Annotated in this window: 23 protein-coding genes; 15 read left to right on the top strand and 8 right to left on the bottom strand. The window is 72.4% G+C overall.

Annotated features, from left to right (window positions below; genetic code table 11):
- The first annotated feature begins 98 nt into the window (after nt 1-98).
- The 12 genes from uvrC (at nt 99) to ACIBIW_RS14895 (ending at nt 14964) form a co-directional block, all read left to right on the top strand.
- A complete protein-coding gene (gene uvrC / locus ACIBIW_RS14950) occupies nt 99-2222 on the top strand; it encodes an excinuclease ABC subunit UvrC (RefSeq protein WP_399335957.1) in 2124 nt (707 codons plus the stop codon).
- A gap of 218 nt (nt 2223-2440) precedes the next feature.
- The gene (rapZ, locus tag ACIBIW_RS14945) at nt 2441-3397 is read left to right on the top strand and encodes an RNase adapter RapZ (RefSeq protein WP_399335955.1); all 957 of its coding nucleotides are present in this window, start codon (nt 2441-2443) and stop codon (nt 3395-3397) included.
- Nucleotides 3394-4470, top strand: coding sequence for a uridine diphosphate-N-acetylglucosamine-binding protein YvcK (yvcK, locus tag ACIBIW_RS14940; RefSeq protein WP_399335953.1), 1077 nt, complete (start codon nt 3394-3396; stop codon nt 4468-4470). Before rapZ ends, yvcK begins: the two co-directional genes overlap by 4 nt.
- Entirely contained in the window at nt 4461-5450 is a 990-nt protein-coding gene (gene whiA, locus ACIBIW_RS14935; protein ID WP_399335950.1) for a DNA-binding protein WhiA, read from the top strand. The genes yvcK and whiA overlap by 10 nt, the downstream gene beginning before the upstream one ends.
- Nucleotides 5451-5784: 334 nt before the next feature.
- Nucleotides 5785-6789 (top strand): type I glyceraldehyde-3-phosphate dehydrogenase, encoded by a 1005-nt coding sequence (gene gap, locus ACIBIW_RS14930; RefSeq protein WP_399335948.1) that lies wholly within the window; start codon nt 5785-5787, stop codon nt 6787-6789.
- 141 nt (nt 6790-6930) lie between these two features.
- Nucleotides 6931-8142, top strand: a complete 1212-nt coding sequence (locus tag ACIBIW_RS14925) for a phosphoglycerate kinase (RefSeq protein WP_399335946.1) — start codon at nt 6931-6933, stop codon at nt 8140-8142.
- 8 nt (nt 8143-8150) lie between these two features.
- Entirely contained in the window at nt 8151-8936 is a 786-nt protein-coding gene (gene tpiA, locus ACIBIW_RS14920) for a triose-phosphate isomerase (protein ID WP_399335944.1), read from the top strand.
- A 170-nt stretch (nt 8937-9106) separates the two neighbouring features.
- On the top strand, nt 9107-9331 hold the full coding sequence (gene secG, locus ACIBIW_RS14915) for a preprotein translocase subunit SecG (protein WP_399335942.1): 225 nt from the start codon (nt 9107-9109) through the stop codon (nt 9329-9331).
- Nucleotides 9332-9554: 223 nt separating this feature from the next.
- Nucleotides 9555-9890, top strand: a complete 336-nt coding sequence (locus ACIBIW_RS14910) for an RNA polymerase-binding protein RbpA (RefSeq protein WP_006349936.1) — start codon at nt 9555-9557, stop codon at nt 9888-9890.
- Between the two features lie 448 nt (nt 9891-10338).
- Nucleotides 10339-11592: an MFS transporter gene (locus tag ACIBIW_RS14905; protein ID WP_399335940.1), complete on the top strand. Its 1254-nt coding sequence runs from the start codon at nt 10339-10341 to the stop codon at nt 11590-11592.
- A gap of 73 nt (nt 11593-11665) precedes the next feature.
- On the top strand, nt 11666-13318 hold the full coding sequence (gene pgi, locus ACIBIW_RS14900; protein WP_399335938.1) for a glucose-6-phosphate isomerase: 1653 nt from the start codon (nt 11666-11668) through the stop codon (nt 13316-13318).
- 152 nt (nt 13319-13470) lie between these two features.
- The gene (locus ACIBIW_RS14895; RefSeq protein ID WP_399335936.1) at nt 13471-14964 is read left to right on the top strand and encodes a serine/threonine-protein kinase; all 1494 of its coding nucleotides are present in this window, start codon (nt 13471-13473) and stop codon (nt 14962-14964) included.
- Nucleotides 14965-15032: 68 nt separating this feature from the next.
- Here the strand turns inward: ACIBIW_RS14895 and pgl are convergent, their stop codons facing one another.
- The 5 genes from pgl to tkt form a co-directional block, all read right to left on the bottom strand.
- A complete protein-coding gene (gene pgl, locus ACIBIW_RS14890; RefSeq protein WP_399335934.1) occupies nt 15033-15818 on the bottom strand; it encodes a 6-phosphogluconolactonase in 786 nt (261 codons plus the stop codon).
- Nucleotides 15815-16831 (bottom strand): glucose-6-phosphate dehydrogenase assembly protein OpcA, encoded by a 1017-nt coding sequence (gene opcA / locus ACIBIW_RS14885; RefSeq protein WP_399335932.1) that lies wholly within the window; start codon nt 16829-16831, stop codon nt 15815-15817. Before opcA ends, pgl begins: the two co-directional genes overlap by 4 nt.
- Nucleotides 16828-18348: a glucose-6-phosphate dehydrogenase gene (zwf, locus tag ACIBIW_RS14880; protein WP_399336704.1), complete on the bottom strand. Its 1521-nt coding sequence runs from the start codon at nt 18346-18348 to the stop codon at nt 16828-16830. Before zwf ends, opcA begins: the two co-directional genes overlap by 4 nt.
- A 16-nt stretch (nt 18349-18364) precedes the next feature.
- Nucleotides 18365-19483 (bottom strand): transaldolase, encoded by a 1119-nt coding sequence (gene tal, locus ACIBIW_RS14875; RefSeq protein WP_399335930.1) that lies wholly within the window; start codon nt 19481-19483, stop codon nt 18365-18367.
- 99 nt (nt 19484-19582) lie between these two features.
- Entirely contained in the window at nt 19583-21670 is a 2088-nt protein-coding gene (tkt, locus tag ACIBIW_RS14870) for a transketolase (RefSeq protein WP_399335928.1), read from the bottom strand.
- 419 nt (nt 21671-22089) lie between these two features.
- Here tkt and ACIBIW_RS14865 point away from each other — a divergent pair, with 419 nt between their 5' ends.
- The 3 genes from ACIBIW_RS14865 (at nt 22090) to ACIBIW_RS14855 (ending at nt 23874) form a co-directional block, all read left to right on the top strand.
- Complete coding sequence (locus tag ACIBIW_RS14865) at nt 22090-23031, top strand: heme o synthase (protein WP_399335926.1); 942 nt, start codon at nt 22090-22092, stop codon at nt 23029-23031.
- 89 nt (nt 23032-23120) lie between these two features.
- Complete coding sequence (locus ACIBIW_RS14860; protein ID WP_399335924.1) at nt 23121-23525, top strand: hypothetical protein; 405 nt, start codon at nt 23121-23123, stop codon at nt 23523-23525.
- A gap of 133 nt (nt 23526-23658) precedes the next feature.
- The gene (locus tag ACIBIW_RS14855; protein ID WP_399335922.1) at nt 23659-23874 is read left to right on the top strand and encodes a hypothetical protein; all 216 of its coding nucleotides are present in this window, start codon (nt 23659-23661) and stop codon (nt 23872-23874) included.
- Nucleotides 23875-23890: 16 nt separating this feature from the next.
- Here ACIBIW_RS14855 and ACIBIW_RS14850 read toward each other — a convergent pair whose 3' ends face one another.
- The 3 genes from ACIBIW_RS14850 to ACIBIW_RS14840 all read right to left on the bottom strand — a co-directional run bounded on the left by ACIBIW_RS14850 (nt 23891) and on the right by ACIBIW_RS14840 (nt 26694).
- On the bottom strand, nt 23891-24907 hold the full coding sequence (locus ACIBIW_RS14850) for a heme A synthase (RefSeq protein ID WP_399335920.1): 1017 nt from the start codon (nt 24905-24907) through the stop codon (nt 23891-23893).
- Nucleotides 24908-25006: 99 nt separating this feature from the next.
- On the bottom strand, nt 25007-25750 hold the full coding sequence (locus tag ACIBIW_RS14845) for an ABC transporter permease (protein ID WP_399336702.1): 744 nt from the start codon (nt 25748-25750) through the stop codon (nt 25007-25009).
- Nucleotides 25751-25770: 20 nt separating this feature from the next.
- Nucleotides 25771-26694 carry an ABC transporter ATP-binding protein gene (locus ACIBIW_RS14840; protein ID WP_399335918.1) on the bottom strand — a complete coding sequence of 308 codons (924 nt, stop codon included), beginning with the start codon at nt 26692-26694 and terminating at the stop codon, nt 25771-25773.
- Nucleotides 26695-26867 lie beyond the last annotated feature (173 nt).

Here is a 26867-nt window from a genome sequence, read left to right as displayed (position 1 = left end):
GATCACCGGCGCGCCGGATGCAGGACAATGGCACGTACGAACCGAAAGGGGGATGGGGAGTCGGGCCCGTGGCAGGCACGGCGCACCCCTGACTATCGATGGCAGACCCCTCCAGCTACCGCCCCAAGCCGGGACAGATCCCCGACTCGCCGGGGGTCTACAGGTTCCGTGACGAGCACCGCAGGGTGATCTACGTCGGCAAGGCGAAGAGCCTGCGCCAGCGCCTCGCGAACTACTTCCAGGACCTCGCGGGCCTCCACCCGCGCACCCGCACCATGGTCACCACGGCCGCCTCGGTGGAGTGGACCGTGGTCACCACGGAGGTCGAGGCGCTCCAGCTCGAATACTCCTGGATCAAGGAGTACGACCCCCGGTTCAACGTCAAGTACCGCGACGACAAGAGCTATCCGTACCTCGCGGTGACCATGAACGAGGAGTTCCCCCGCGTCCAGGTGATGCGCGGCCAGAAGCGCAAGGGCGTGCGGTACTTCGGCCCCTACGGGCACGCCTGGGCGATCCGGGACACCGTCGACCTGCTGCTGCGGGTCTTCCCCGTACGCACCTGCTCCGCCGGGGTGTTCAAGAACGCCTCCCGCACCGGCCGCCCCTGCCTGCTGGGTTACATCGGCAAGTGCTCGGCGCCCTGCGTCGAGCGGATCTCCGCGCAGGACCACCACGACCTCGCCGAGGAGTTCTGCGACTTCATGGCCGGGCGCACCGGCACCTATCTGCGCCGCCTCGAACAGCGGATGAACGAGGCGGCCGAGGAGATGGAGTACGAGCGGGCGGCCCGGCTGCGCGACGACATCGGGGCGCTCAGGAAGGCGATGGAGAAGAGCGCCGTCGTCCTCGCCGACGCCACCGACGCCGATCTGATCGCGCTCGCCGAGGACGAGTTGGAGGCCGCGGTGCAGATCTTCCACGTCCGCGGCGGCCGGGTGCGCGGCCAGCGCGGCTGGGTCACCGACAAGGTCGCCGCCGTCACCACCGGCGACCTCGTCGAACTCGCCCTCCAGCAGTTGTACGCGGAGGAGACAGGGGACGCGGTGCCCAAGGAGGTCCTGGTGCCCGCGCTGCCCGAGCCCGTCGCCCCCGTACAGGACTGGCTCAGCGGGCGCAGGGGCTCCCAGGTGTCGCTGCGGGTGCCGCAGCGCGGCGACAAGCGCGCCCTGATGGAGACCGTCGAGCGCAACGCCCAGCAGGCACTCGCCCTGCACAAGACCAAGCGCGCCTCCGATCTGACCACACGCTCCCGCGCCCTTGAGGAGATCGCCGTCGCGCTCGAACTGGACAGCGCCCCGCTGCGCATCGAGTGCTACGACATCTCCCACCTCCACGGCGACGACGTCGTGGCGTCCATGGTCGTCTTCGAGGACGGGCTCTCCCGCAAGGGCGAGTACCGCCGCTTCCAGATCAAGGGCCGGGCCGGCGACACCCAGCTCTGGCACGGGCAGGGCCAGGACGACGTGCGCTCCATGCACGAGGTCATCACCCGCCGCTTCCGCCGCTACCTCGCCGAGCAGGAGAAGACCGGCGAGTGGCCCGGCGGCGAGGACGGCGACGGCGGCCCGGAGACCCCCGACGCACCACCGGCCGACACCGCGGGCGCGCCCCCCGCGGACACCGCCGAGGACACGGCGTCCGGCGGCCTCGTCGACGAGGACGGCCGCCCCAGGCGGTTCGCGTACCCGCCCCAGCTCGTCGTCGTCGACGGCGGGAAGCCGCAGGTCGCGGCCGCCCGCCGGGCCCTCGACGAGCTGGGCATAGACGACATCGCGGTCTGCGGCCTCGCCAAGCGCCTCGAAGAGGTCTGGGTGCCGGGGGAGGAGGACCCGGTGGTGCTGCCCCGCAGCAGCGAGGGCCTCTACATGCTCCAGCGGGTGCGCGACGAGGCACACCGCTTCGCCATCACCTACCAGCGCAACCGCAGGGCCAAGCGCTTCAGGGCGGGCCCGCTCGACGACGTGCCGGGCCTCGGCGAGACCCGCAAGCAGGCCCTGATCAAGCACTTCGGCTCGGTGAAGAAGCTCAGGGCGGCGACCATCGACGACATCTGCGAGGTGCCGGGGGTGGGCCGCAAGACCGCGGAGTCCATCGCCGCCGCCTTCGCCACCGCCGCCCCGGCCGCCCCGGCCGTCAACACCGCGACAGGGGAGATCCTGGACGACGACGAGCGCGTCCCCGCGGGCGGCCCCGACGAGCGGGCGGAGCGCGACACATGAGCGACGCCCGGGCCCAGGACCCACAGGACCCCCAGGACCCCCCGAGAACCGGCACGCCCCACGCCCCCGGGCCCGCGCGATCCCCCGCCGCCCCCGAGCGCCCCCCGCCGCCGGGCACTCGCGGCGCACTCGGCGGTCCCGGCGCGCACAATGAGAGGGACGGCGCGCCCGGCGGCGCGCACGGCAGGGCAGGACCGCACCAGCCACCGGCGCCGACCATGGACGCCTCCCCGGACATGCCGCCCGACCAGCAGGAACACGGAGCACACGTGAGCACCGCCAGTCCCCCGGACAGCCCCCAGACCACCGAACCCCCGATCCCGGAGTTGGTGATCATCTCCGGGATGTCCGGCGCGGGGCGCTCCACCGCCGCGAAGTACCTCGAAGACCTCGGCTGGTTCGTCGTGGACAACCTGCCGCCCGCGCTGATCCCCACCATGGTCGAACTGGGGGCGCGCTCCCAGGGCAACGTGGCCAGGATCGCCGTCGTCGTCGACGTGCGCGGCGGCCGGTTCTTCGACAACCTCCGGGAGTCGCTGGCCGACCTCGACGCCCGCCAGGTGAAGCGCAGAATCGTCTTTCTGGAGTCCTCCGACGACGCCCTCGTCCGCCGCTTCGAGTCGGTGCGCCGCCCGCACCCCCTCCAGGGCGACGGCCGCATCGTCGACGGCATCGCCGCGGAGCGCCAGCTCCTGCGCGAGCTGCGCGGCGACGCCGACCTCGTCATCGACACGTCGAGCCTCAACGTCCACGAGCTGCGCGCCAAGATGGACGCCCAGTTCGCGGGCGACGAGGAGCCGGAGCTGCGGGCCACCGTCATGTCCTTCGGCTTCAAGTACGGCCTGCCCGTGGACGCCGACCTCGTCGCCGACATGCGCTTCCTGCCCAACCCGCACTGGGTCCCCGAGCTGCGCCCCTTCACCGGGCTCAACGAGGAGGTCGCCACGTACGTCTTCAACCAGCCGGGCGCCAAGGAGTTCCTCGACCGCTACGCCGAACTCCTCCAGCTCATCGCGGCCGGCTACCGGCGCGAGGGCAAGCGGTACGTGACCATCGCCGTCGGCTGCACCGGCGGCAAGCACCGCTCCGTCGCCGTCTCGGAGCGGCTGGCCGCCAGGCTCTCGGCCGAGGGCGTGGAGACCGTCGTGGTCCACCGGGACATGGGCCGCGAATGAGCGGCTCCAGATCGCGGCGCGGACGGCTGCGCCGGGGCATACTGCCCGGCCACCGCGACACGTCCCCGCGCAGCGCCCGCACCGGCCTCGCGGCCAGGGCCCGGGGCGGCGCCCAGCCCAAGGTGGTCGCGCTCGGCGGCGGCATGGGCCTGTCCGCCTCGCTCGCCGCGCTGCGCCGCATCACGGGCGACCTCACCGCCGTGGTCACCGTCGCCGACGACGGCGGTTCGAGCGGGCGGCTGCGCGACGAACTCGGCGTGCTGCCGCCCGGCGACCTGCGCAAGGCGCTCGCCGCGCTCTGCGGGGACGACGACTGGGGCCAGACCTGGGCCCGGGTCATCCAGCACCGCTTCAAGTCGGGCGGCGAGATGCACGGCCACGCGGTGGGCAACCTGCTCATCGTCGCCCTCTGGGAACAGCTCGGCGACCACGTCCAGGCCCTCGACCTCGTCGGCAAGCTGCTCGGCGCCCACGGCCGGGTGCTGCCGATGTCGGCCGTACCGCTCGAACTCCAGGCCAGGGTCCGCGGCCACGACCCGGCCAGACCGGCCGACGTCGAGACCGTGCGCGGCCAGGCAACGGTCGCCCTCACCCCGGGCGAGGTGCAGTCGGTGCACCTGGTGCCCGCCGACCCGCCCGCCGTGCCCGAGGCGGTCGCCGCGGTGCTGGACGCCGACTGGGTGGTGCTCGGCCCCGGCTCCTGGTTCTCCTCGGTGATCCCGCACCTGCTCGTACCGCACCTGCTCGACGCGCTCATGGAGACGAGGGCGCGCCTGGTGCTCTCCCTGAACCTCGCCCCGCAAGCGGGCGAAACCCCCGGGTTCTCACCGCAGCGTCATTTGGAGGTTTTGGGACGACACGCCCCTAAACTCGCCCTGGACGTGGTGCTGGCCGACGAGGCCGCGGTGCCCGACAGCGACTCGCTCGCCCAAGCCGCACAGGGGTTCGGCGCGACGGTCGAGCTGGCGCCCGTGGCCAGGCCCGACGGCAGCCCGAGGCACGATCCCGAGCTGCTGGCCGCCGCGTACGACCGTATTTTCCGGATGCATGGAAGGATCGGCCCATGGCGATGACGGCAGCGGTGAAGGACGAGATCTCCCGGCTCCCCGTCACCCGCACCTGCTGTAGGAAGGCGGAGGTCTCGTCGATCCTTCGGTTCGCCGGTGGGCTCCACCTGGTGAGCGGGCGCATCGTGATCGAGGCGGAGCTGGACACGGCGATGGCGGCGCGCCGCCTCAAGCGGGACATCCTGGAGATCTTCGGACACAACTCCGAGCTGATCGTCATGGCGCCCGGCGGGCTGCGCCGGGGTTCGCGCTACGTCGTACGGGTGGTTGCGGGCGGCGACCAGCTCGCCCGGCAGACCGGGCTCGTCGACGGCAGGGGCCGCCCGATCCGGGGCCTTCCGCCGCAGGTGGTCTCGGGGGCCACCTGTGACGCGGAGGCCGCCTGGCGGGGCGCGTTCCTCGCCCATGGCTCGCTCACCGAGCCGGGCCGCTCCTCCTCCCTTGAGGTGACCTGCCCGGGGCCCGAGGCGGCCCTCGCCCTCGTCGGCGCCGCCCGGCGGCTGTCGATCGCGGCGAAGGCCCGCGAGGTGCGCGGCGTGGACCGGGTCGTGGTGCGCGACGGCGACGCCATCGGCGCGCTGCTGACCAGACTCGGGGCCCATGAGTCGGTGCTCGCCTGGGAGGAGCGCAGGATGCGCCGCGAGGTGCGGGCCACCGCCAACCGCCTCGCCAACTTCGACGACGCCAACCTCCGCAGGTCCGCGCGGGCCGCGGTGGCCGCAGGGGCCCGGGTCCAGCGGGCGCTGGAGATCCTGGGCGAGGAGGTGCCCGAGCACCTGGCGGCCGCGGGGCGGCTGCGCATGGAGCACAAGCAGGCGTCCCTTGAGGAGCTGGGCGCGCTCGCCGACCCGGCGCTCACCAAGGACGCGGTGGCGGGCCGCATCCGCCGACTGCTGGCCATGGCCGACAAGCGGGCCCAGGACCTCGGCATCCCCGGCACCGAGTCCAACCTCACCGAGGAGATGGCGGACAACCTGACGGTGTAGCCGCGGTGGTGGTGGGGCGGGCCCGGGTCCGCCCCCCATGTGTGCCGGGCTCCGGCGTGCGAGCCCCCGCCGCACGCCCCGAGCGCACCCGCACGCGCGGTGCCCACCCCCGCGCGGGGCTCCCCGCAAAGGTCGAATGGAAGGACCGTGAGGTGCCCCGCCGCCGGTGGGGCACGCCGCGGCAGGGGCCCGCTACGGCGTGAATACAGGGGTACGGGCGACCCTTCCGGTGTCACCCGGCAGGCCCCGGGGAGGTAGGGTCGTACACGGTCGGGGACATCCCAATAGAACTCGCCGGGCGTCGAACCCGGCGTACCAACGAGGAGATCGGTTCGTGACGATCCGCGTAGGCATCAACGGCTTTGGCCGCATCGGTCGTAACTACTTCCGCGCGCTGCTGGAGCAGGGTGCAGACATCGAGATCGTGGCTGTCAACGACCTGGGTGACACCGCGACCACCGCGCATCTGCTGAAGTACGACACCATCCTCGGCACGCTCAAGGAGGAGGTGTCGCACACCGCCGACACCATCTCGGTGGGCGGGCGCACCTTCAAGGTGCTGGCCGAGCGCAACCCGGCCGACATCCCCTGGGGCGACCTGGGCGTCGACATCGTCGTCGAGTCCACCGGCATCTTCACCAAGCGCGACGACGCCGCCAAGCACCTCGCGGGCGGCGCGAAGAAGGTCCTCATCTCGGCTCCGGCCAAGGAGGAGGACATCACCATCGTCATGGGTGTGAACCAGGACAAGTACGACCCGGCCAAGCACCACGTCATCTCCAACGCCTCCTGCACCACCAACTGTGTGGCGCCGATGGCCAAGGTCCTCGACGAGAACTTCGGCATCGTCAAGGGCCTGATGACGACGGTGCACGCGTACACCAACGATCAGCGCATCCTCGACTTCCCGCACAAGGACCTGCGCCGCGCCCGCGCCGCCGCGGAGAACATCATCCCGACCACCACGGGCGCCGCCAAGGCCACCGCGCTGGTCCTGCCCCAGCTCAAGGGCAAGCTCGACGGCCTCGCGATGCGCGTCCCGGTCCCGACCGGCTCCGTCACCGACCTGGTCGTCACCCTGGAGCGCGAGGTCACCAAGGACGAGGTCAACGCCGCGTTCCAGAAGGCCGCCGAGGGCGAGCTGAAGGGTCAGCTCGTGTACACCGCCGACCCGATCGTGTCCTCGGACATCGTCTCCACCCCGGCCTCCTGCACCTTCGACTCCCTGCTCACCATGGCGGAGGGCACCCAGGCGAAGATCATCGGCTGGTACGACAACGAGTGGGGCTACTCCAACCGCCTCGTGGACCTGACGGTCTTCGTCGGCGGCCAGCTCTGACCCGGTTCGTCCACGGCGGGCAGCCCGTATGAACGAGAGGGTCCGACGGCGCGCCCCGCGCCGCCGGACCCCTTTTTCGCGCCCGGCGGGAACCGGCCGGGCGCCCAAGCCACCGCACGCCCCACTCAGGAGCCGTACGCAATGAAGACCATCGATGAACTCATCGGCGAAGGCGTCGAGGGCCGGAGGGTGTTCGTCCGCGCCGACCTCAACGTCCCCCTCGCCGACGGCGTCATCACCGACGACGGCCGTATCCGCGCCGTCCTGCCGACCGTCAGGGCCCTCGTCGACGCCGGCGCCAAGGTGATCGTCGCCTCGCATCTGGGACGCCCCAAGGGCGCACCCGACCCGGCCTTCTCGCTGCTGCCCGCCGCCGAGCGGCTCGGTGAACTGCTCGGCGCCCCCGTGGCGTTCGCCCAGGACACCGTGGGTCCCGCCGCGCACGACGCCGTGGACGGCCTCCAGCCCGGCCAGGTCGCCGTGATCGAGAACCTCCGCTTCAACCCCGGCGAGATCAGCAAGGACGACACCGAGCGCGGCGAGTTCGCCGACCGGCTCGCCGCCCTCGCCGACGTCTACGTGGGCGACGGCTTCGGCGCCGTGCACCGGGGGCACGCCTCCGTGTACGACCTGCCGGCCCGGCTCCCGCACTACGCCGGGTACCTGATCGCCACCGAGGTCGGTGTCCTGCGCAAGCTCACCGAGGACGTCAAGCGCCCGTACACCGTGGTCCTCGGCGGCGCCAAGGTCTCCGACAAGCTCGGCGTCATCGGGCACCTCCTGGAGAAGGCCGACCGCATCGTCATCGGCGGTGGCATGCTCTTCACCTTCCTCAAGGCGCAGGGCCACGACACCGGCAGCTCCCTGTTGCAGGACGACCAACTGCCCGCCGTGCAGGAGTACCTGAAGCGGGCGCAAGAGCGCGGCGTGGAGTTCGTGCTCCCGGTCGACGTGCTGGTCGCCCCGGAGTTCCCCGACCTGAAGGCCAAGGCGCCGACGCACCCGGAGACCGTGGCCGCCGACGCCATCCCCGAGGGCCGCATGGGCCTCGACATCGGCCCCGCCTCCCAGGAGCTGTACGCGGCCAAGCTCGCCGACGCCGCCACCGTGTTCTGGAACGGCCCCATGGGCGTCTTCGAGCACCCCGACTACGCCGAGGGCACCAGGGCGGTCGCCCAGGCGCTCCTCGACTCGCCCGCCTTCACCGTCGTCGGAGGGGGCGACTCGGCCGCCGCAGTCCGCATTCTGGGCTTCGACGAGAATGCTTTCGGCCATATTTCGACCGGCGGCGGCGCCTCCCTCGAATACCTTGAGGGCAAGACGCTCCCCGGCCTCGCCGCACTGGAGAACTGACACCTCTCATGACGAACCAGACCAGCCGCACCCCGCTGATGGCGGGCAACTGGAAGATGAACCTCAACCACCTTGAGGCCATCGCCCACGTCCAGAAGCTCGCCTTCGCGCTCGCCGACAAGGACTACGAGGCCGTCGAGGTCGCCGTCCTCGCGCCCTTCACCGATCTGCGATCGGTCCAGACCCTCGTCGACGGCGACAAACTCAAGATCAGGTACGGCGCCCAGGACATCTCGGCGCACGACTCGGGCGCCTATACGGGCGAGATCTCAGGGCCGATGCTGGCCAAGCTGAAGTGCTCCTACGTCACCGTGGGGCACTCCGAGCGCCGCCAGTACCACGACGAGACCGACGAGCAGTGCAACGCCAAGGTGAAGGCCGCCTTCAAGCACGGCCTGACCCCGATCCTCTGCATCGGCGAGGGCCTGGACGTCCGCAAGGCGGGCGACCAGGTCGCGTACACCCTCGGACAGCTCGACGGCGCCCTGAAGGACCTCCCCGCCGAGCAGGCCGAGTCGCTGGTGATCGCCTACGAGCCGGTGTGGGCCATCGGCACCGGGGAGGTCGCCACGCCCGAGGACGCACAGGAGGTCTGCGCCGCGATCCGGGGCCGCCTCGCCGAGCTGTACAGCCAGGAGCTGGCCGACGCGGTACGCATCCAGTACGGCGGCTCCGTGAAGTCCGGCAACGTCGCCGCGATCATGGCCCAGCCCGACGTGGACGGCGCCCTGGTCGGAGGGGCCTCCCTCGACGCGGACGAGTTCGTCAAGATCGTCCGCTTCCGCGACCAGTAGGATCGTCGGTAAAGAACCGGGAGCACCCCCGCTGACCTGCGACGTCGTCCCTCGTCGAGGGCGGTGAGTAGGCGTCGGCACAGATCCGTCGTACCCTTGCGGGGGCCGTGGCGCAGCATGCCGTCGGCCCCCGCGAAAGTCCATCCAGATCCGAGGAAGTTGGTCCAGCCGTGGTTTTGGGGTTCAAGATCGCCCTGATCATCTTCAGCCTGCTGCTGATGCTGCTGGTGCTGATGCACAAGGGCAAGGGCGGCGGCCTCTCCGACATGTTCGGCGGCGGTATGCAGTCCTCCGTCGGCGGATCGTCGGTGGCCGAGCGCAACCTGGACCGCATCACGGTCGTGATCGGTCTGCTCTGGGTGGCCTGCATCGTCGCGCTCGGCGTGCTCATGTAGCTCGATCCCCGATCCACGCCCGCGCGTCGAACGCGCCACCACCACCGGGCCCCATGGCGGGTCCGCGTCCCCCGGACGCGGCCTATCATGGGGCCTGCGTCGTCCCGCTGAAGGGGTAACTCCCCTTACTGGACGCGCGTTGGGCCTTACGTAGACTTGTGGCCCCGCAGCGGAGCAGTCTGTCGTCCCGCTCCGCGGCACCATGACGCAGGGAGTTACGACCGTGGCAAGTGGCAACGCGATCCGTGGAAGCCGGGTCGGGGCGGGGCCGATGGGTGAGGCCGAGCGCGGTGAGTCCGCGCCACGGCTGCGCATCTCCTTCTGGTGCTCCAACGGGCACGAGACCCAGCCGAGTTTCGCCAGCGACGCGCAGGTCCCCGACACCTGGGACTGCCCGCGCTGTGGCTTTCCGGCCGGGCAGGACCAGGACAACCCCCCTGACCCGCCGCGCACCGAGCCGTACAAGACCCACCTCGCCTATGTGCGCGAGCGCCGCAGCGACGCCGACGGCGAGGCGATCCTCGCCGAGGCCCTGGCGAAGCTGCGCGGCGAGATCTGACCGGCCGCACGACCTGACCGGCACCCGGGACCGACCGGTCCCCGAGGGCTGACCGGCCACAGAGCCCGACCGGGGGCCGAGGCCCACGGACCGGGGCGCCGGCCCGTGGCTCCAGGGCACGCCCATGGCGGGCGCGGCCCGGGGACGGCCACGCCCCGAAGAAGCACCCCTCCGCGCCCCGGAGCCGCCGACGATCTCGGTGCACCCGGCCGCCGCACGCCCCAACGCGCGCCCTTCACGCCCCCTCTTCCGGCCCCGCCCCGCACGCCCACACCCCTGGTGGCGCACGGGAGTCGGGGCCGCCCTCGCTCGTACGGCACCCGGCGGGGCGCCGCAGTCGGCAGGGCCGCGGTCCGGGCCCGTTGTCAGTGCCACCGCCTACGGTTTCCCCCATCCGGTGATCTCCGCCGCGCCGGGCGGCGGAGCGCCGGTTCTCGACGGGGGACACATGGCGACGGCGGAGGCGACGGGGGCGGTGGCCCCGGCCTGGCGGGGCGGCTTCGGGCGGCTGTGGAGCGCCGCGGTGCTCTCCCGCCTCGGGGACGGCCTGCGCGGCGCCGCGCTGCCGCTGCTCGCCGCCTCGCTCACCGACAGGCCGCTGCTGATCGCCGCCGTGTCCGCCTGCGGCTATCTGCCCTGGCTGCTGTTCGGCCTGCTCGGCGGCGCCGTGGCCGACCGGGTCGACCAGCGGCGCGCCATGTGGGGCGTCGACCTGCTGCGCGGCGCCCTGATGGCGGCGTTCGCCGCGGCCGTGGCCCTCGGGCACGCCGCCATCGCCCTGCTGATCGCGCTCGCCTTCGCGCTCACCACCCTCCAGACCCTCTTCGACAACGCCGCCACCGCGCTCCTGCCCGGCCTCGTCGCCCCCGCCGAGCTGGCCGGGGCCAACGCCCGCCTGCTCACCGGGCAGCAGATGGCGGGCGGGCTGCTCGGGGCGCCGCTGGTGCCCGCGCTCGCGGCCGTGGGCGCGGGCGCGCCGTTCGCGGTCGACGCGCTCACCTTCCTGGCCGCCGCGGCGCTCGTGGCCTCGCTGCGGACGGCGCCGCCCGAGCGCGCCCCACGGGCCCCGGGCAGCACCCTGCGCCGGGAGACCGCCGAGGGCCTGCGCGCCCTGTGGCGCGACCGCGCGCTGCGCGGCCTGTGCACCGCCACCGCGCTGTGCAACATCGGCATGGGCGCCCTCATCGCCACCCTCGTCGTCCTGGTCACCCGGTGGCTCGCCGCGGGCCCCGGCGGCTATGCGGCGGCCCTCGCCGCCTACACCGTGGGCGGCGTCGCGGGCGGCCTTGCCGGGCGCCGCCTCCTCGCCCGGCGGCCGCTACGCGCGATACTCGCCGCCGGGGCGGTCCAGACCGCCGCCCTGACGGCCATGGGCACCCTGCGCAGCCTGCCCGCGCTTGTCGCCGCGATGGCCTGCTTCGGCTTCATGGGCATGGTGTGGAACATCGGCACCCGCACCCTCATGCAGCAGCGCAGCCCCACGGCGATGCTCGGCAGGATCAGCGCCGCGTTCCGCACCGTGTCGGTGTCCGGCGCGCCCCTCGGGGCACTCGTCGGAGGGGCACTGGCGGGCGCCTCGGGGGCCAATGTTCCCCCGCTGTTCGCCGCCGCGCTGTTCCTGCCCGCGGTGCTCGCGCTGATACCCGCCGCGCGATCCCCCGACGGCCCGGGAGGCGGCTCCACGGGGCCCCTGATCAATTAGGTTGGGGGCACGGGCGGCAGTGGCCCGGAGGGCACGGTACGTACGCCGGTACGAGAGAAGGCTGAAGTACGCCATGAACGCAGACAGCCGCGTCAGGCTCGACCAGACACCCGAGTGGGCGGCCCTGGCCCGCCACCGCGAGGATCTCGGCGAGGTCAGGCTCCGTGATCTGTTCGCCGCCGACCCGGGACGGGCCACGCGCTACACCCTGGAGGTCGGCGACCTCCACATCGACTACTCCAAGCACCTGATCACCGACGAGACCCTCCGCCTGCTGTACGCGCTCGCGGAGGCCACCGGCGTCGCCGCGCTGCGCGACGCCATGTTCCGCGGCGAGAAGATCAACACCACCGAGGACCGCGCCGTGCTGCACACCGCGCTGCGCGCCCCCAGGGACGCCGTGATCGAGGTCGACGGTCACAACGTCGTGCCCGACGTCCACGCCGTCCTCGACAAGATGAGCCGCTTCGCCGACCGGGTGCGCTCGGGCGAGTGGACGGGGCACACCGGCAAGCGCATCAAGAACATCGTCAACGTCGGCATCGGCGGCTCCGACCTCGGCCCCGCCATGGCCTATGAGGCCCTGCGGTCCTTCGCCGACCGCGACCTGACGCTGCGTTTCGTGTCGAACGTCGACGGCGCCGACCTCCACGAGGCGGTCCGCGACCTGGACGCCGCCGAGACCCTGTTCGTTATCGCCTCCAAGACCTTCACCACCATCGAGACCGTCACCAACGCCACCTCGGCGCGCGAATGGCTGCTCGACGAGCTGAAGGCGGGGCAGGAGGCTGTCGCCCGGCACTTCGTGGCCCTCTCCACCAACGCGGAGAAGGTCGCCGAGTTCGGCATCGACACCCAGAACATGTTCGAGTTCTGGGACTGGGTCGGCGGGCGCTACTCGTACGACTCCGCCATCGGCCTCTCGCTGATGACCGCCATCGGCCCCGACCGCTTCCGCGAGATGCTCGACGGCTTCCACCTGGTCGACAAGCACTTCCGCGCCGCGCCCGCCGAGCACAACGTCCCGCTGCTCCTCGGCCTCCTCGGCATCTGGTACGACAACTTCCACGGCGCCCAGTCGCACGCGGTCCTGCCCTACTCGCACTACCTCTCCAAGTTCACCGCGTACCTCCAGCAGTTGGACATGGAGTCCAACGGCAAGCACGTGGACCGGGACGGCGTCGAGGTCGACTGGGAGACCGGGCCCATCGTGTGGGGCACCCCGGGCACCAACGGCCAGCACGCCTATTACCAGCTCATCCACCAGGGCACCAAGCTGATCCCCGCGGACTTCATCGGCTTCGCCCGGCCCGTCGGCGACCTCAGGCCCGCCCTGGTCGCCCAGCACGACCTGCTGATGGCCAACTTCTTCGCCCAGACCCAGGCACTCGCCTTCGGCAAGACCGCGGACGAGGTGCGCGCCGAGGGGGTCCCCGAGGCCCTGGTGCCGCACAAGACCTTCCAGGGCAACCACCCCACCACCACCCTCCTGGCCGGTGAGCTGACCCCGTCCGTGCTCGGCCAGCTCATCGCGCTCTACGAGCACAAGGTGTTCGTCCAGGGCGCGGTGTGGAACATCGACTCCTTCGACCAGTGGGGCGTCGAGCTGGGCAAGGTGCTCGCCAGGAAGGTGGAGCCGGCGCTCACCGAGGGCGCCCAGGTCCCGGGGCTCGACGCGTCCACCTCGGCGCTCGTCGGCAAGTACCGGGAGCTGCGGGGGCGTTGAACCGCCCGCGCGGCGACGCAGAGTGAATCAATCCCCCTTGATTATTCCGGTTTTTTTGGAATGTCCTGGGGGCTTGATCCCTCCCGTACGCTCTGGTGCACTCTCCGTGGCCGCCGGGGCACGGCGGGAGGACGAGGGGGCCTGACGAGGGCATGGAGAAGATCGGGCCGTACACGGTCGAGTGCAGGCTCGGCTCTGGCGGCATGGGGACGGTGTACCTGGCGCGCTCCCGGGGCGGGCGCCAGGTCGCGGTGAAGGTGGCCAGGTCCGAGCTGGCCGAGGACGCGGTGTTCAGGGAGCGGTTCCGCATCGAGGTCGAGGCGGCCCGGCGGGTCGGCGGCTTCCACACGGCGCCCGTGGTGGACGCCGACCCGGAGGCGAGCCCGCCCTGGCTGGCGACCGCGTACATCAAGGGGCCCACGCTCACCAGGCTGCTGGAGGAGAGCGGCCCGATGGACGAGGACGGGGCCCGGATGCTGGGCGCCGCGCTCGCCGAGGCCCTGAGCGCCATCCACGCCTGCGGGATCATCCACCGCGACCTCAAGCCGGGCAACATCCTGATGGCGGACGACGGGCCCCGGGTCGTCGACTTCGGTATCGCGCGCGCCGTCGAGGCCACCGCCCTGACGGTCACGGGGGCCACCTTCGGCACCCCCGGCTACCTCGCCCCCGAGCAGGCGCTGGGGGAGCACGTGGGCAGCTCGGCCGACGTGTTCGCGCTGGGCGCCGTCCTGGTGACCGTGCTCGGCGGCAGTGCCTTCGGCGACGGCACCCCGATGGCGCTCATCTACCGCTCGGTCCACGAGGAGGCCGACCTGAGCCGGGTGCCCGAGGGGCTGCGCGCCGCCATCGAGGGCTGCCTGGAGAAGCGGCCTTCGGCCCGCCCCACCCCCGAGGAACTGCTCGACCTGTTCGTCCCGCCGCGCGGCGCGCCCACGGTCGTGCCAGGAGACCACGGCCCGTACCTGAGGGGCCTCTTCCCCCGGCAGCCCGCCCCCGACCACGACCGCGACCCCGATCCCGGTGGTGGCCGCGCCCCGGCGAGGGACGGCGCGCGGAGCGCGGGCGCGGCGAGCGGCGGGGGAGGGGGCACGGAGGGCGGTGACCCGACCGGCTTCGGGACCGGGGGCCCCACGACGGGCGTACGCGGCACCGGGCGCTCCTCCTTCGGCATCCCCGCCGACCCCGGCCACGCTGCCGACGGCAACAGCACCGACGGCCCCGACAGCACCGACGCCATCGACAGCACCGAGGAGCCCAGGGACGCCACTCCCGCGCCCCGGAACGCCCACGGGGGCGCGGACCCCGAGGCCACCGGCGGCCCGGCGGGCACCCCGGAGGACGCCGCCTGCGCGGCACAGACCGCCCCGGCCGAGTTCGTCGCCGCCGACGCCGACTACGCCGTCGAGATCGACGCCGAGGGCTTCCACGCCATGGTCAAGGACATCGAACTCGACTTCGCCTGGCACGAGATCAGGGACGTCGGACACCGGGTGACCGGCCTCGGCAGGCGGTTCGAGCTGGTGGTCCACTTCCGCGAGGACGACGTCCCGTACACCTGCCAGCTCCGCGGGGAGCCCGCGGACACCGCCCGCTGGCGCAGCCAGCTCAGGCGCGTACTCGACGTCTACCTGCCCGGGGGCTGAGAGACCCGTTCGGGCCCCGCGGTCACCCGCGGGGCCCGAAACCGGCACACCGTCCCTGACGGCACTTCCTAGAACGACGCCGGGGGATACAGCTCGCGGGGCAGCCGGGAGGCCGCCGCCGAGTCCAGCAGCCACAGGGTGCGGGCCCTGCCCCTGGCCCCCGCCGCCGGTGCCTGGACCTCGCCCGCGCCGGACAGCGCGATCTCCGCCGCCCTCGCCTTGTCCTCCCCGGCGGCCAGCAGCCACACCTCGCGGGCGGCGCGGATCGCGGGCAGGGTCAGGCTGATCCTGACCGGCGGCGGCTTGGGCGCCCCGTGCACCCCCACCACGGTGCGCTCCGTCTCGCGCACCGCGGGCAGCTCGGGGAAGAGCGACGCCACATGGGTGTCGGGCCCGACGCCCAGCATCAGCACGTCGAACGTCGGCACCCGGCCGTGGTCCTCCGGGCGCGCCGCCGTCGCCAGCTCCTCCGCGTACGCGGCGGCCGCCCCGTCCACGTCGGAGCCCCACGGGCCGTCCGACGCGGGCATCGGGTGCACCCGCGCCGGGTCGAGCGGCACCGCGTCGAGCAGCGCCGCGCGCGCCTGGGTCACATTGCGGTCCTCGTGGCCCTCGGGCAGGAAGCGCTCGTCGCCCCACCACAGGTCGATACGCGCCCAGTCGACCGCGTCCCTGGCGGGCGAGGCGGCGAGGGCCGCGAGCAGCCCGTTGCCGTTGCGCCCGCCGGTGAGGACCACGGAGGCGCTGCCGCGCGCGGCCTGGGCGTCCACGACCCGCGTGATCAGCCGGGCCGCCGCGGCCTGCGCCATCAGCTCCTTGCCGTGGTGCACGACGAGCTGGGCGGTGTCGCTCACTTCGAGGCCGCCTTCTTGGCGGCGGCCTTCTTCGCGGGCGCCTTGCCTGACTCCCCTGCGCCCTCGCCCGCGCCGTTCGCCGCGGGGGCGCCCAGCTTGTCGACGCCGAACTGGAGTGCCGCCGCGTACGTCTCGTCCGGGTCGAGCCTGCGCAGCTCCTCCGCGATCAGCTCCGAGGTCTCACGGCGCTGGAGCGCGACCGCGCGGTCGGGCTGGCCCTCGATGGAGAGCGTGGCGAGCGAGCCGTCGGGCCGGTCGAGGACCAGCGGCCCGCAGTTGGTCTCCATGCGGACCGCGGTGAGCCCGGGCCCCTTGGAGCCCCTGCGGCCGACCGGCACCCCGAGCCGGTCGGCGAGCCACATGGCGAGCAGTTCCACACTCGGGTTGAACTCCTCGCCCTCCACCTCGACCCCGGAGACCTCGCAGGAGATCTGGTCGAGCGCGGCGGCCAGCATGGAGCGCCAGGGGGTGATCCTGGTCCATGCGAGGTCCGTGTCGCCCGGGGTGTAGGTGGCGGCGCGGGCGCTCAGGTCCTTCACGGGCTGCTCGGCCGTGTAGCTGTCGGTGACCCGCCGCTTGGCCAGCGCCCCGAGGGGGTCCTTGGCCGGGTCGAGCGGCGCGTTCACCGGCCACCAGACCACGACGGGGGCGTCCGGCAGCAGCAGCGGCAGCACCACGGACTGGGCGTGGTTGAGCACCTCGCCGTGCAGCCGCAGCACGACCGTCTCGCCGGTACTGCCCGCGTCGGCGCCGACCCGCACCTCGGCGTCGAGCCGGGAGCTCGTGCGGTCCCTGGGCGAGCGCGAGACGCGCTTGATCACCACGAGGGTGCGCGACGGGTGCTCGCGCGACGCCTCGCTCGCGGCCTTCAGGGCGTCGTACGCGTTCTCCTCGTCGGTGACGATGACCAGGGTGAGCACCATGCCGACGGCGGGCGTGCCGATGGCCCTGCGGCCCTGCACAAGCGCCTTGTTGATCTTGCTGGCCGTGGTGTCCGTCAGGTCGATGTTCATGGCCGACGCCAGCTCCGTCCGTCTCGTTCGAGCATTTCGTCCGCCTCGGCCGGGCCCCAGGTGCCCGACGTGTACTGCGCGGGCCTGCCGTGCTTGTCCCAGTACTCCTCGACCGGGTCGAGGATCTTCCAGGACAGCTCGACCTCCTCGGTGCGCGGGAACAGATTGGAGTCCCCGAGCAGCACGTCGAGGATCAGCCGCTCGTACGCCTCGGGGCTCGACTCGGTGAAGGACTCGCCGTAGGCGAAGTCCATCGACACGTCCCGTACCTCCATCGAGGTGCCCGGCACCTTGGAGCCGAAGCGCAGTGTCACGCCCTCGTCCGGCTGCACCCGGATGACCAGGGCGTTCTGTGTCAGCTCCTCCGTCGCGGTGTGGTCGAAGGGGGAGTGCGGGGCGCGCTGGAAGACCACCGCGATCTCGGTGACCCGGCGGCCGAGGCGCTTGCCGGTGCGCAGGTAGAAGGGGACGCCCGCCCAGCGGCGGTTGTCGATGGAGAGCTTCACGGCCGCGTAGGTGTCGGTCTTCGACCTGCGGTCGATGCCCTCCTCCTCCAGGTAGCCGATGACCTTCTCGCCGCCCTGCCAGCCCGCCGCGTACTGCGCGAAGACGGTGTCGGCGCCGAGGTCGTGGGGCAGCCGCACGGCCCCGAGCACCTTGGTCTTCTCGGCGGCGAGCGCGTCCGCGTCGAAGGACGCGGGCTCCTCCATCGCGGTCAGCGCGAGAAGCTGGAGCAGGTGGTTCTGGATGACGTCGCGGGCGGCGCCGATGCCGTCGTAGTACCCGGCCCTGCCGCCGATGCCGATGTCCTCCGCCATGGTGATCTGGACGTGGTCGACGTACGACCTGTTCCAGAGCGGCTCGAAGAGGGTGTTGGCGAAGCGCAGCGCCAGGATGTTCTGGACGGTCTCCTTGCCCAGGTAGTGGTCGATCCTGAAGACCTGCTCGGGCGCGAACACCTCGTGGACGATCGCGTTCAGGTCCTTGGCCGAGGCGAGGTCGTGCCCGAAGGGCTTCTCGATGACCGCGCGCCGCCACGAGCCGTTCTCCTGGTCGGCGAGCCCGTGCTTCTTGAGCTGCTGCACGACCTGCGGGAAGAACTTCGGCGGGACCGACAGGTAGAAGGCGAAGTTGCCCCCGGTGCCCTGTGCCTGGTCCAGCTCCTTGATGGTGGCCCGCAGCGTCTCGAACGCCGCGTCGTCGTCGAAGTTGCCCTGGACGAAGCGCATCCCCTGGATGAGCTGCTGCCAGACCTCCTCGCGGAACGGCGTGCGGGAGTGCTGCTTGACGGCGTCGTGGACCTCCTGGGCGAAGTCCTCGTGGTCCCACTCCCGGCGCGCGAAGCCGACCAGCGAGAAGCCGGGCGGCAGCAGGCCGCGGTTGGCCAGGTCGTACACGGCGGGCATCAGCTTGCGGCGCGACAGGTCGCCCGTGACACCGAAGATCACCAGGCCGGACGGGCCCGCGATACGCGGCAGCCGCCGGTCGGTGGTGTCACGGAGCGGGTTGGCCCCGATGACGGGAGTCACTGGTTCAGCCCTCCGAGGGAGCGAGGCGCTTGAGTTCCGCCTCGGTCGAGGCCAGCAGGTCGGTCCAGGACTTGGCGAACTTCTCCACGCCCTCGTCCTCCAGCACCTGCACGACATCGTCGTACGAGATGCCCACGCCCGCCAGCGCGTCCAGGTCGGCGCGGGCCTGGTCGTAGGTGCCCGCGATGGTGTTCCCGGGGACCGTGGCGTGGTCGGCGACCGCGTCGAGGGTGGACTCCGGCATGGTGTTGACGATGCCGGGGGCGACCAGGTCCTCGACGTACAGGGTGTCCTTGTAGTCGGGGTTCTTCACGCCCGTCGACGCCCACAGCGGGCGCTGGCGGTGCGCGCCCGCCCGGTCGAGCGCGGCCCAGCGGTCCGAGGAGAAGACCTCCTCGTACGCCTCGTACGCGAGGCGCGCGTTGGCCACGGCGGCCTTGCCGCGCAGCTTCGAGGCGTCGTCCGAGCCCAGCTTCTCCAGGCGCTTGTCGATCTCGGTGTCCACGCGGGAGACGAAGAAGGACGCCACCGAGCGAATCCTGTCCAGGTCGAGGCCCGCGGCCTTGGCCTTCTCCAGGCCGGCCAGGTAGGCGTCCATGACCTTGCGGTAGCGCTCGATGGAGAAGATCAGGGTTACGTTGACGCTGATGCCGAGCCCGATGACCTCGGTGATCGCGGGCAGGCCCGCCTCGGTCGCCGGGATCTTGATGAAGGTGTTCGGCCGGTCCACGAGCCAGGCGAGCTGCTTGGCCTCGGCGACCGTCGCCCTGGTGTGGTGCGCGAGCCTCGGGTCGACCTCGATCGACACCCGGCCGTCCTGGCCGCCGGTCGCGTCGAACACCGGGCGCAGCACGTCGGCCGCGTCCCGTACGTCCGAGGTCGTGATCATCCGTACCGCTTCCTCGACGGTGACCCGCCGGGCCGCGAGGTCGGTCACCTGGGTCTCGTAGCCCTCACCCGCGGAGATCGCCTTCTGGAAGATCGTGGGATTGGTGGTGACGCCCACGACGTGCTGCTGATCGATCAGCTCGGCGAGGGTGCCGGACGTGATCCGCTGCCGCGACAGGTCGTCCAGCCAGATCGCCACGCCTTCGTCGGAGAGGCGCTTCAGTGCGTCTGTCATGGAAATCCATCTCCTGTTTCTGATGTCTCGTCGGTGGTACGGCGTTCGCTGTTCCGGCTGTCCTGCCCGGGGCGGCCGGGGCCCGGCCGCCCCTTCTGGTCAGCGCCGCGCGGCGGCCAGGGATTCCCGGGCGGCGGCGGCCACCGCGTCGGCGGTGAACCCGTATTCCTTGAAGAGGGTCTTGGCGTCGGCCGAGGCCCCGAAGTGCTCAAGCGAGACGATGCGGCCCGCGTCGCCGACGAAGCGGTACCAGGTCAGGCCGACCCCGGCCTCGACCGCGACGCGCGCGCGCACCGACGGAGGCAGCACCGAGTCCCGGTACCCCTGGTCCTGCTCCTCGAACCACTCCACGCACGGCATCGACACGACCCTGGTCGGCACGCCCTCGCCCTGGAGCAGCTCCCTGGCGCCGAGCGCGAGCTGCACCTCGGAGCCGGTGGCGACCAGCACCGCCTCGGGGGCGCCGCCGTCCGCGTCGGCCAGCACATAGCCGCCGCGCGCGGTGTCCTCGTTCGGCTCGTACGTGGGCACGCCCTGCCGGGTCAGCGCCAGCGCGTGCGGGGCGCCCTTGCCGTACACCTTGGTCCAGCGGCGCTGGATCTCGCGCCAGACGAGCGCGGTCTCGTTGGCGTCCGCGGGGCGCACGACGTTGAGCCCCGGGATCGCGCGCAGCGAGGCCAGGTGCTCCACCGGCTGGTGGGTCGGGCCGTCCTCGCCGAGGCCGATCGAGTCGTGGGTGTAGACGTACGTCACCGGCAGGTGCATCAGCGCGGACAGCCGCACCGCGTTGCGCATGTAGTCGGAGAACACCAGGAAGGTGCCGCCGTAGACGCGGGTGTTCCCGTGCAGGGTGATGCCGTTCATCTCCGCGGCCATGGAGTGCTCGCGGATGCCGAAGTGCACGGTGCGGCCGTACGGGTCGGCGCTCGGCAGCGGGTTGCCCGTCGGCAGGAACGACGAGTTCTTGTCGATCGTGGTGTTGTTCGAACCGGCGAGGTCGGCGGAGCCGCCCCACAGCTCCGGCAGCACCGCGCCGAGCGCCTGAAGCGTCTTCTGGGAGGCCGCGCGGGTGGCGAGCGCCTTGCCGGCCTCGAACACCGGCACCGTGTCCTCCCAGCCCTCGGGCAGCTCCTGCGCCCGCATGCGGTCGAACTCGGCGGCGCGCTCCGGGTTGGCGGTGCGCCAGGCGGCGAAGCCCTTCTCCCACTCGGCGCGCGCGTCACGGCCGCGGTCGAGGGCCCGGCGGGTGTGGGCCAGTACCTCGTCCTCGACGACGAAGGACTTCTCCGGGTCGAAGCCGAGGACCCGCTTGGTCGCGGCGACCTCGTCGGCGCCGAGCGCGGAGCCGTGGGCGGCCTCGGTGTTCTGGGCGTGCGGCGCGGGCCAGGCGATGATCGAGCGCATCGCGATGAAGGACGGGCGCTCCGTCTCCGCCTTCGCGGCCTGGAGCGCCGTGTAGAGGGCGTGCGGGTCGAGGTCGCCGTTCTCCTTCGGCTCCACCCGCTGGACGTGCCAGCCGTACGCCTCGTAGCGCGCGACGGTGTCCTCGGACACGGCCGTCTCGGTGTCGCCCTCGATCGAGATGTGGTTGTCGTCCCAGAGCAGGATCAGATTGCCGAGCCGCTGGTGGGCCGCCATCGAGGACGCCTCGGCCGAGATGCCCTCCTGGAGGCAGCCGTCGCCGGCGATCGCGTAGACGTGGTGGTCGAAGGGGGAGGCGCCGGGGGCGGCGTCCGGGTCGAAGAGGCCGCGCTCGTAGCGGGCGGCCATCGCCATCCCGACCGCGTTCGCGACGCCCTGGCCGAGCGGGCCCGTGGTCGTCTCCACACCCGTGGTGTGGCCGTACTCCGGGTGCCCTGGGGTCTTGGAGCCCCAGGTGCGGAACGCCTCCAAGTCGTCCAGCTCAAGGCCGAAACCGGCCAGGTAGAGCTGGATGTAGAGGGTCAGTGAGGAGTGGCCCACGGACAGCACGAAGCGGTCGCGTCCTGTCCAGTCGGCGTCGGCCGGGTCGTGCCGCAGCACCCTCTGGAAGAGGGTGTAGGCGGCGGGAGCCAGGCTCATGGCCGTACCCGGATGGCCGTTCCCGACCTTCTGTACGGCGTCCGCGGCGAGGACACGTACGGTGTCAACGGCCCGCTGGTCCACATCGGTCCACTCAAGGTCAGTCGTGGTCGGCTTGGTGCTCACCCTGGCTCAGGGCTCCTCTCCACATGTCGAATGCCGGTGCGCTGCCCGCTCACCGGCCGCTGTTGAGCCTACCGCTGCCAGAACGCGCGTTCTTTCGTGTTCGCCACAGACTGCCGGGGTACGGCCGGTTCCTTCTCACGGCGCGTGACCAGGAGAATTCACCCGGCCCGCGACCACTGTTCACCGGGCCGCGGCGCGGGCCGCGCGGGAGAGTTCCCGCAGGGCGCCACGCTGCCGTATCCGCGTGCCCGAGGGCGCCATTTCGGGGCGGCGCGTCGCCCCGGGGGGCGGTGGTCAACACGGCCCACCCCACCGGAGGGCGAGGTGGGGGCAGCGTCTAGAGTGGCGTGGTACGCGCGGGCCCTGACCGGGGATTCACCAGCCGAAGGGCCCGCTGGGAGTCTCTGTCAGGGGTGTGCGTGACGGCCGTCGAATCCCGTCCAGCGGGAGCGCTCGAACCGAGCCAAGCCCACCGGCCGTTCGGGGCCCGTGCCAAGGCGTTCGTGGCGCTGACCAAGCCGCGGATCATCGAGCTGCTGCTGATCACCACCGTGCCGGTGATGTTCCTCGCACAGCAGGGCGTGCCCGATCTGTGGCTGGTGCTGACCACCTGTGTCGGTGGTTATCTCTCGGCCGGCGGTGCCAACGCGCTCAACATGTACATCGACCGCGACATCGACGCGCTGATGGACCGCACCGCGCGCCGCCCGCTGGTCACCGGCATGGTCTCGCCGCGCGAGGGCCTGGTGTTCGGGCTCGCGCTCGCCGCCGTCTCCACCGTCTGGTTCGGCCTCCTCGTCAACTGGCTCTCCGCGTGGCTCGCGCTCGGCGCGCTCCTCTTCTACGTGGTCGTCTACACGATGATCCTGAAGCGGCGCACCGCGCAGAACATCGTGTGGGGCGGCATCGCGGGCTGTATGCCGGTGTTCATCGGCTGGTCCGCGGTGACCGGCTCGCTGTCGTGGGCCGCGGTCGTCCTGTTCCTCGTGATGTTCTTCTGGACGCCGCCGCACTACTGGCCGCTGTCGATGCGGGTGAAGGAGGACTACGCGCGCGTGGGCGTGCCGATGCTCCCCGTGCTCGCCAGCAACAAGGTCGTCGCCAAGCAGATCGTCGTCTACAGCTGGGTGATGGTCGTCGTCTCGCTGCTGCTGACGCCGCTCGGCTACACCGGCTGGTTCTACACGGCGGTGGCGCTGGCCACCGGCGGCTGGTGGCTCTGGGAGGCGCACGGCCTGCTCAGGCGCGCGGGCAGCGGTGTCCCGGGGAGCAAGCTCAAGGAGATGCGGCTCTTCCACTGGTCGATCACCTATGTGTCGCTGCTGTTCGTGGCGGTGGCGGTCGACCCGTTCCTGCGCTGACCGCCCGCACCACCGGCTTCCACGAGGCCCCGTCCCCCCGCGGGTCGGGGTCTCGTGCCGTCTTTACTACCGCCAGGTAGCATCCGGTCATGGCTGATACGGAGCACACCGACGAGCAGGCCGAGGACCCCGGGACCGCCGTCGGTGCGGGCGGGGGAGCGGCGACGCCCGAGGAGCGCAGGGCGGCACGCCGCGAGGAGCGCACGGTGGCGAGGCTGGCCCGCGAGGCAGGCGCCTTCGCGCGGGCGCACGGCGGCGCCGAGGCCCAGATAGCGCACCTGGGCCGCAGGGGCTCACGGATCGTGCTGGTCGGCGAGGACGGCCGCTGGGGCGACCTGGTGGCCCCCACCGCCGCGCTCGCCCGGCGCGCGCTGGAGCGTGCGGGCGTCGGCACCCGGGAGGACTTCGACGGGGAGCTGGCGGCCAGGGTCCGCACGGGCCCCTACGAGTGGAAGCGGATGGCCGGAATCCAGCTCGGCGGCGGCCGGGTCTGAGCGCGGGGCGCGCAGGCATCGCCCGCCGGGACCGGGGTAGTCGGATGGACGCACCGGCCAAGTTCCGCCACCACGGGCGGGGTTGGCCACCGACACTCCGGAGCGCATACGCCCGGCGACGAAAGGCGGCGCCGTGACGGCAATAGTGATCATGATCGTGGTCGTTCTCTTCTTCGTGGCCGTGTACCGGGCGGGCAGAAGAGAGCGCGGCAGGCGCGGCACCTGGGTGTACGGATCGTCAGGTGACGGCGGCCACCACGGCCACCACGGCGGCTGGGGCCATCACGGCGGCGGGCACCACGGCGGCGGTGGCCACCACGGCGGTGGCGACGGAGGCGGCGGCAACTGACGCCGGGCCGCGCGCCTTACGCCGATGACACCGACGGCAGGCGCGCGGCCTCGGCCCTCGCGGGCGCGTCCGGCACCGCGTCGGGGCGCTCGCGCAGCGCGAGCCGTACCCGCAGGGTGCCGATCCACACCAGCGCCGCGCCCACCATGTGCAGGCCCACCAGGACCTCCGGCAGGTGCGTGAAGTACTGGACGTAGCCGATGACGCCCTGGGCGAGCAGGATCAGGAAGAGGTCGCGGGTGCGGCGCAGCGGCCCCGGCGGCGCGTCCACCGCCTTCAGCACGAACCAGAGCGCGAAGGTCAGCGAGACCACGATCCAGGCGAACACCGAGTGCAGCTTGGCCACGCTCTCCCAGTCGAGCGGCATCCTGTCCACGTCGCTTGAGTCGCCCGCGTGCGGCCCCGCGCCCGTCACCACCGTGCCCACGGCGATCAGCAGTACGGCGGCGACCACCAGCACGTCCACGAGCTGCCGCACGGCCTTGCCCGCCAGCGGCCGTACCGGCGCGTCGCCCTCGCGGGTGCGCTGCCACATCACCGTGGCCACGGTGATCAGGGCCACGGAGAGCATGAAGTGCGCCGAGACGGTGTACGGGTTGAGGCCCACGAGCACGACGATGCCGCCGAGCACGGCGTTCCCCATGACTAGCCAGAACTGCGTCCAGCCGAGCCTGGTCAGGCTGCGCCGCCGCGGCTTGTGGGAGCGCGCCGCGATGATCGCCCAGCCGACGGCGGCGCACAGCACGTAGGTGAGCATGCGGTTGCCGAACTCCACGGCGCCGTGGAGGCCCATGGCGCCGGTGGCGGTCAGCGAGTCGTCGGTGCACTTGGGCCAGGTCGGGCAGCCGAGCCCGGAGCCGGTGAGCCGGACGGCGCCGCCCGTGCCCACGATGACCACCGTCATCACCAGCGAGGCGAGGGCGGCCCTGGTGACCGTGCGGTCCGCCGGCATCCAGCGCTCGGCGATGAACGCGAGCGGGTTGCGCACGGCTCGGTCGATGTCGTTCCGGGTCACTTTGGGCACGGGTGCCATCGTAAGGGCCCGCTTGTGCACGGCTTCACGAGGGTCGCCGCGGCGCGCTGCGGCAGGACCGCGCACGGCAGGTACGGGGCCGGGCCGGGGTGTACGGGGTCACTCCCAGCGGAAGAAGCGGGCCGCGGCGCCGAGCCCGACGGCCGCCCACACCAGCAGGATCGCGAGGTCGCCCCAGGGCGTCCCCGCGCCGTGCTGGAGCACGTCGCGCAGCCCGTCGCAGAGCGCGGACAGCGGCAGCAGCCGCAGCACGGACTGCGCCCCGTCGGGGAACTTGTCGAGCGGCGCAAGCACCCCGCAGCCGACGAGCAGCAGCAGGAAGACCAGGTTGGCCGCGGCGAGCGTGGCCTCCGCCCTGAGGGTCCCGGCCATCAGCAGCCCGAGCCCCGAGCAGGCCGCGGTGCCGAGCACGAGCAGCAGCAGGACGGCGCCCGGGTTGCCGTGCGGCGACCAGCCGAGCGCGAACGCGATCACCGTCAGCAGCACCACCTGGAGCACCTCGGTGACCAGCACGGAAAGCGTCTTCGCCGCCATCAGGCCCCAGCGCGGCAGCGGGGAGGCGCCGAGCCGCTTCAGCACCCCGTAACGCCGCTCGAAACCGGTCGCGATCGCCTGCCCGGTGAACGCGGTGGACAGCACCGCGAGCGCCAGGACGCCGGGGGTGAGGAAGTCCACCGGGTCGCCGGGGCCCGTGTCCACGATGTCGACGGAGCCGAACAGCACGAGCAGCAGCGCCGGGATCACCACGGTCAGCAGCAGTTGCTCGCCGTTGCGCAGCAGCATCCTGGTCTCCAGGAGCGCCTGCGACACGATCATCCGCGGCAGGGGCGCGGCCCCCGGCATCGGCGCGTACGTACCGGCACTCACGCGCGCAGCTCCTTCCCGGTCAACTCCAAGAAGACGTCCTCCAAGGTGTGGCGCTCCACGGAGATCCGCTCCGGGAGGACGCCGTGCTGGGCGCACCAGGAGGTGACGGTGGCCAGGAGCTGGGGGTCGACGGTGCCGGTGACGCGGTAGCCGCCCGGGGTGGTCTCCGCGGCGGTGGAGTCGGGGGGCAGCGCCTTCAGCAGGGAGCCGACGTCGAGCGCGGGGCGGCCGGTGAAGCGCAGGCTGTTCTCGGCGCCGCCGCGGCAGAGCTGCTCGGGGGAGCCCTGGGCGATGACCCGGCCCGCGTCGATGATCGCGACGTCGTCGGCGAGCTGCTCGGCCTCGTCCATGAAGTGCGTGGTGAGGAGGGCGCTGACCCCGTCGGCGCGCAGCTCGCGCACCAGGTCCCAGGTGGCGTGCCTGGCCTGCGGGTCGAGGCCCGCGGTCGGCTCGTCGAGGAAGACGAGCTCTGGGCGGCCGACCACGGCCATGGCCAGCGCGAGCCGCTGCCGCTGGCCGCCGGAGAGCCGCCGGTAGGGGGTGCGGCCGCAGCCGCCGAGGCCGAGCCTTTCGACCAGCGCGCCGACGTCGAGCGGGTGGGCGTGCAGGCCCGCGACGTGCCGCAGCATCTCCTCGGCGCGCGCGCCCGGGTAGATGCCGCCCGACTGGAGCATCACGCCGATCCTGGGGCGCAGCTCGCGCCCCTCGCGGTACGGGTCGAGGCCGAGGACGCGTACGGTGCCCGAGTCCTGGCGGCGGTAGCCCTCGCAGATCTCGACCGTGGTGGTCTTGCCCGCGCCGTTCGGGCCGAGCACGGCCGTGATGCCGGCGGCGGCCGTCAGCGTGAGGCCGTCGAGCGCGGCCTTCGCGCCGTACCGCATCGTCAGATCCGCCGTACGGACCACCGCCTCGCGTTCCATGCGGGGAAGTCTAAGGAGCCGCCGAGGGCGGTACGCGCGGGGGCCGCGCGGGTGACCCGCGCGCCCGCCGGGGAGGCACCGGCACCGCCCGTGACCACCTGCGACGGGGCCCCGGCGGCTCCGGGAGCCGGGCGAAGGAGGGGGCAATTCCGCAGGTCAGGTTAGGTATACCT

This window comes from Streptomyces sp. NPDC050560 (genome assembly GCF_044457285.1).
GTDB lineage: Bacteria > Actinomycetota > Actinomycetes > Streptomycetales > Streptomycetaceae > Streptomyces.
This window is presented reverse-complemented; position numbering and strand designations above follow the sequence as displayed.

Coding starts and splice junctions, on each gene's coding strand:
- uvrC (WP_399335957.1), top strand. CDS start 99: ATGGCAGACCCCTCCAGCTACCGCCCCAAGCCGGGACAGATCCCCGAC.
- rapZ (WP_399335955.1), top strand. CDS start 2,441: ATGGACGCCTCCCCGGACATGCCGCCCGACCAGCAGGAACACGGAGCA.
- yvcK (WP_399335953.1), top strand. CDS start 3,394: ATGAGCGGCTCCAGATCGCGGCGCGGACGGCTGCGCCGGGGCATACTG.
- whiA (WP_399335950.1), top strand. CDS start 4,461: ATGGCGATGACGGCAGCGGTGAAGGACGAGATCTCCCGGCTCCCCGTC.
- ACIBIW_RS14925 (WP_399335946.1), top strand. CDS start 6,931: ATGAAGACCATCGATGAACTCATCGGCGAAGGCGTCGAGGGCCGGAGG.
- tpiA (WP_399335944.1), top strand. CDS start 8,151: ATGACGAACCAGACCAGCCGCACCCCGCTGATGGCGGGCAACTGGAAG.
- ACIBIW_RS14905 (WP_399335940.1), top strand. CDS start 10,339: ATGGCGACGGCGGAGGCGACGGGGGCGGTGGCCCCGGCCTGGCGGGGC.
- pgi (WP_399335938.1), top strand. CDS start 11,666: ATGAACGCAGACAGCCGCGTCAGGCTCGACCAGACACCCGAGTGGGCG.
- ACIBIW_RS14895 (WP_399335936.1), top strand. CDS start 13,471: ATGGAGAAGATCGGGCCGTACACGGTCGAGTGCAGGCTCGGCTCTGGC.
- opcA (WP_399335932.1), bottom strand. CDS start 16,831: ATGAACATCGACCTGACGGACACCACGGCCAGCAAGATCAACAAGGCG.
- tal (WP_399335930.1), bottom strand. CDS start 19,483: ATGACAGACGCACTGAAGCGCCTCTCCGACGAAGGCGTGGCGATCTGG.
- ACIBIW_RS14860 (WP_399335924.1), top strand. CDS start 23,121: ATGGCTGATACGGAGCACACCGACGAGCAGGCCGAGGACCCCGGGACC.
- ACIBIW_RS14850 (WP_399335920.1), bottom strand. CDS start 24,907: ATGGCACCCGTGCCCAAAGTGACCCGGAACGACATCGACCGAGCCGTG.
- ACIBIW_RS14845 (WP_399336702.1), bottom strand. CDS start 25,750: ATGCCGGGGGCCGCGCCCCTGCCGCGGATGATCGTGTCGCAGGCGCTC.
- ACIBIW_RS14840 (WP_399335918.1), bottom strand. CDS start 26,694: ATGGAACGCGAGGCGGTGGTCCGTACGGCGGATCTGACGATGCGGTAC.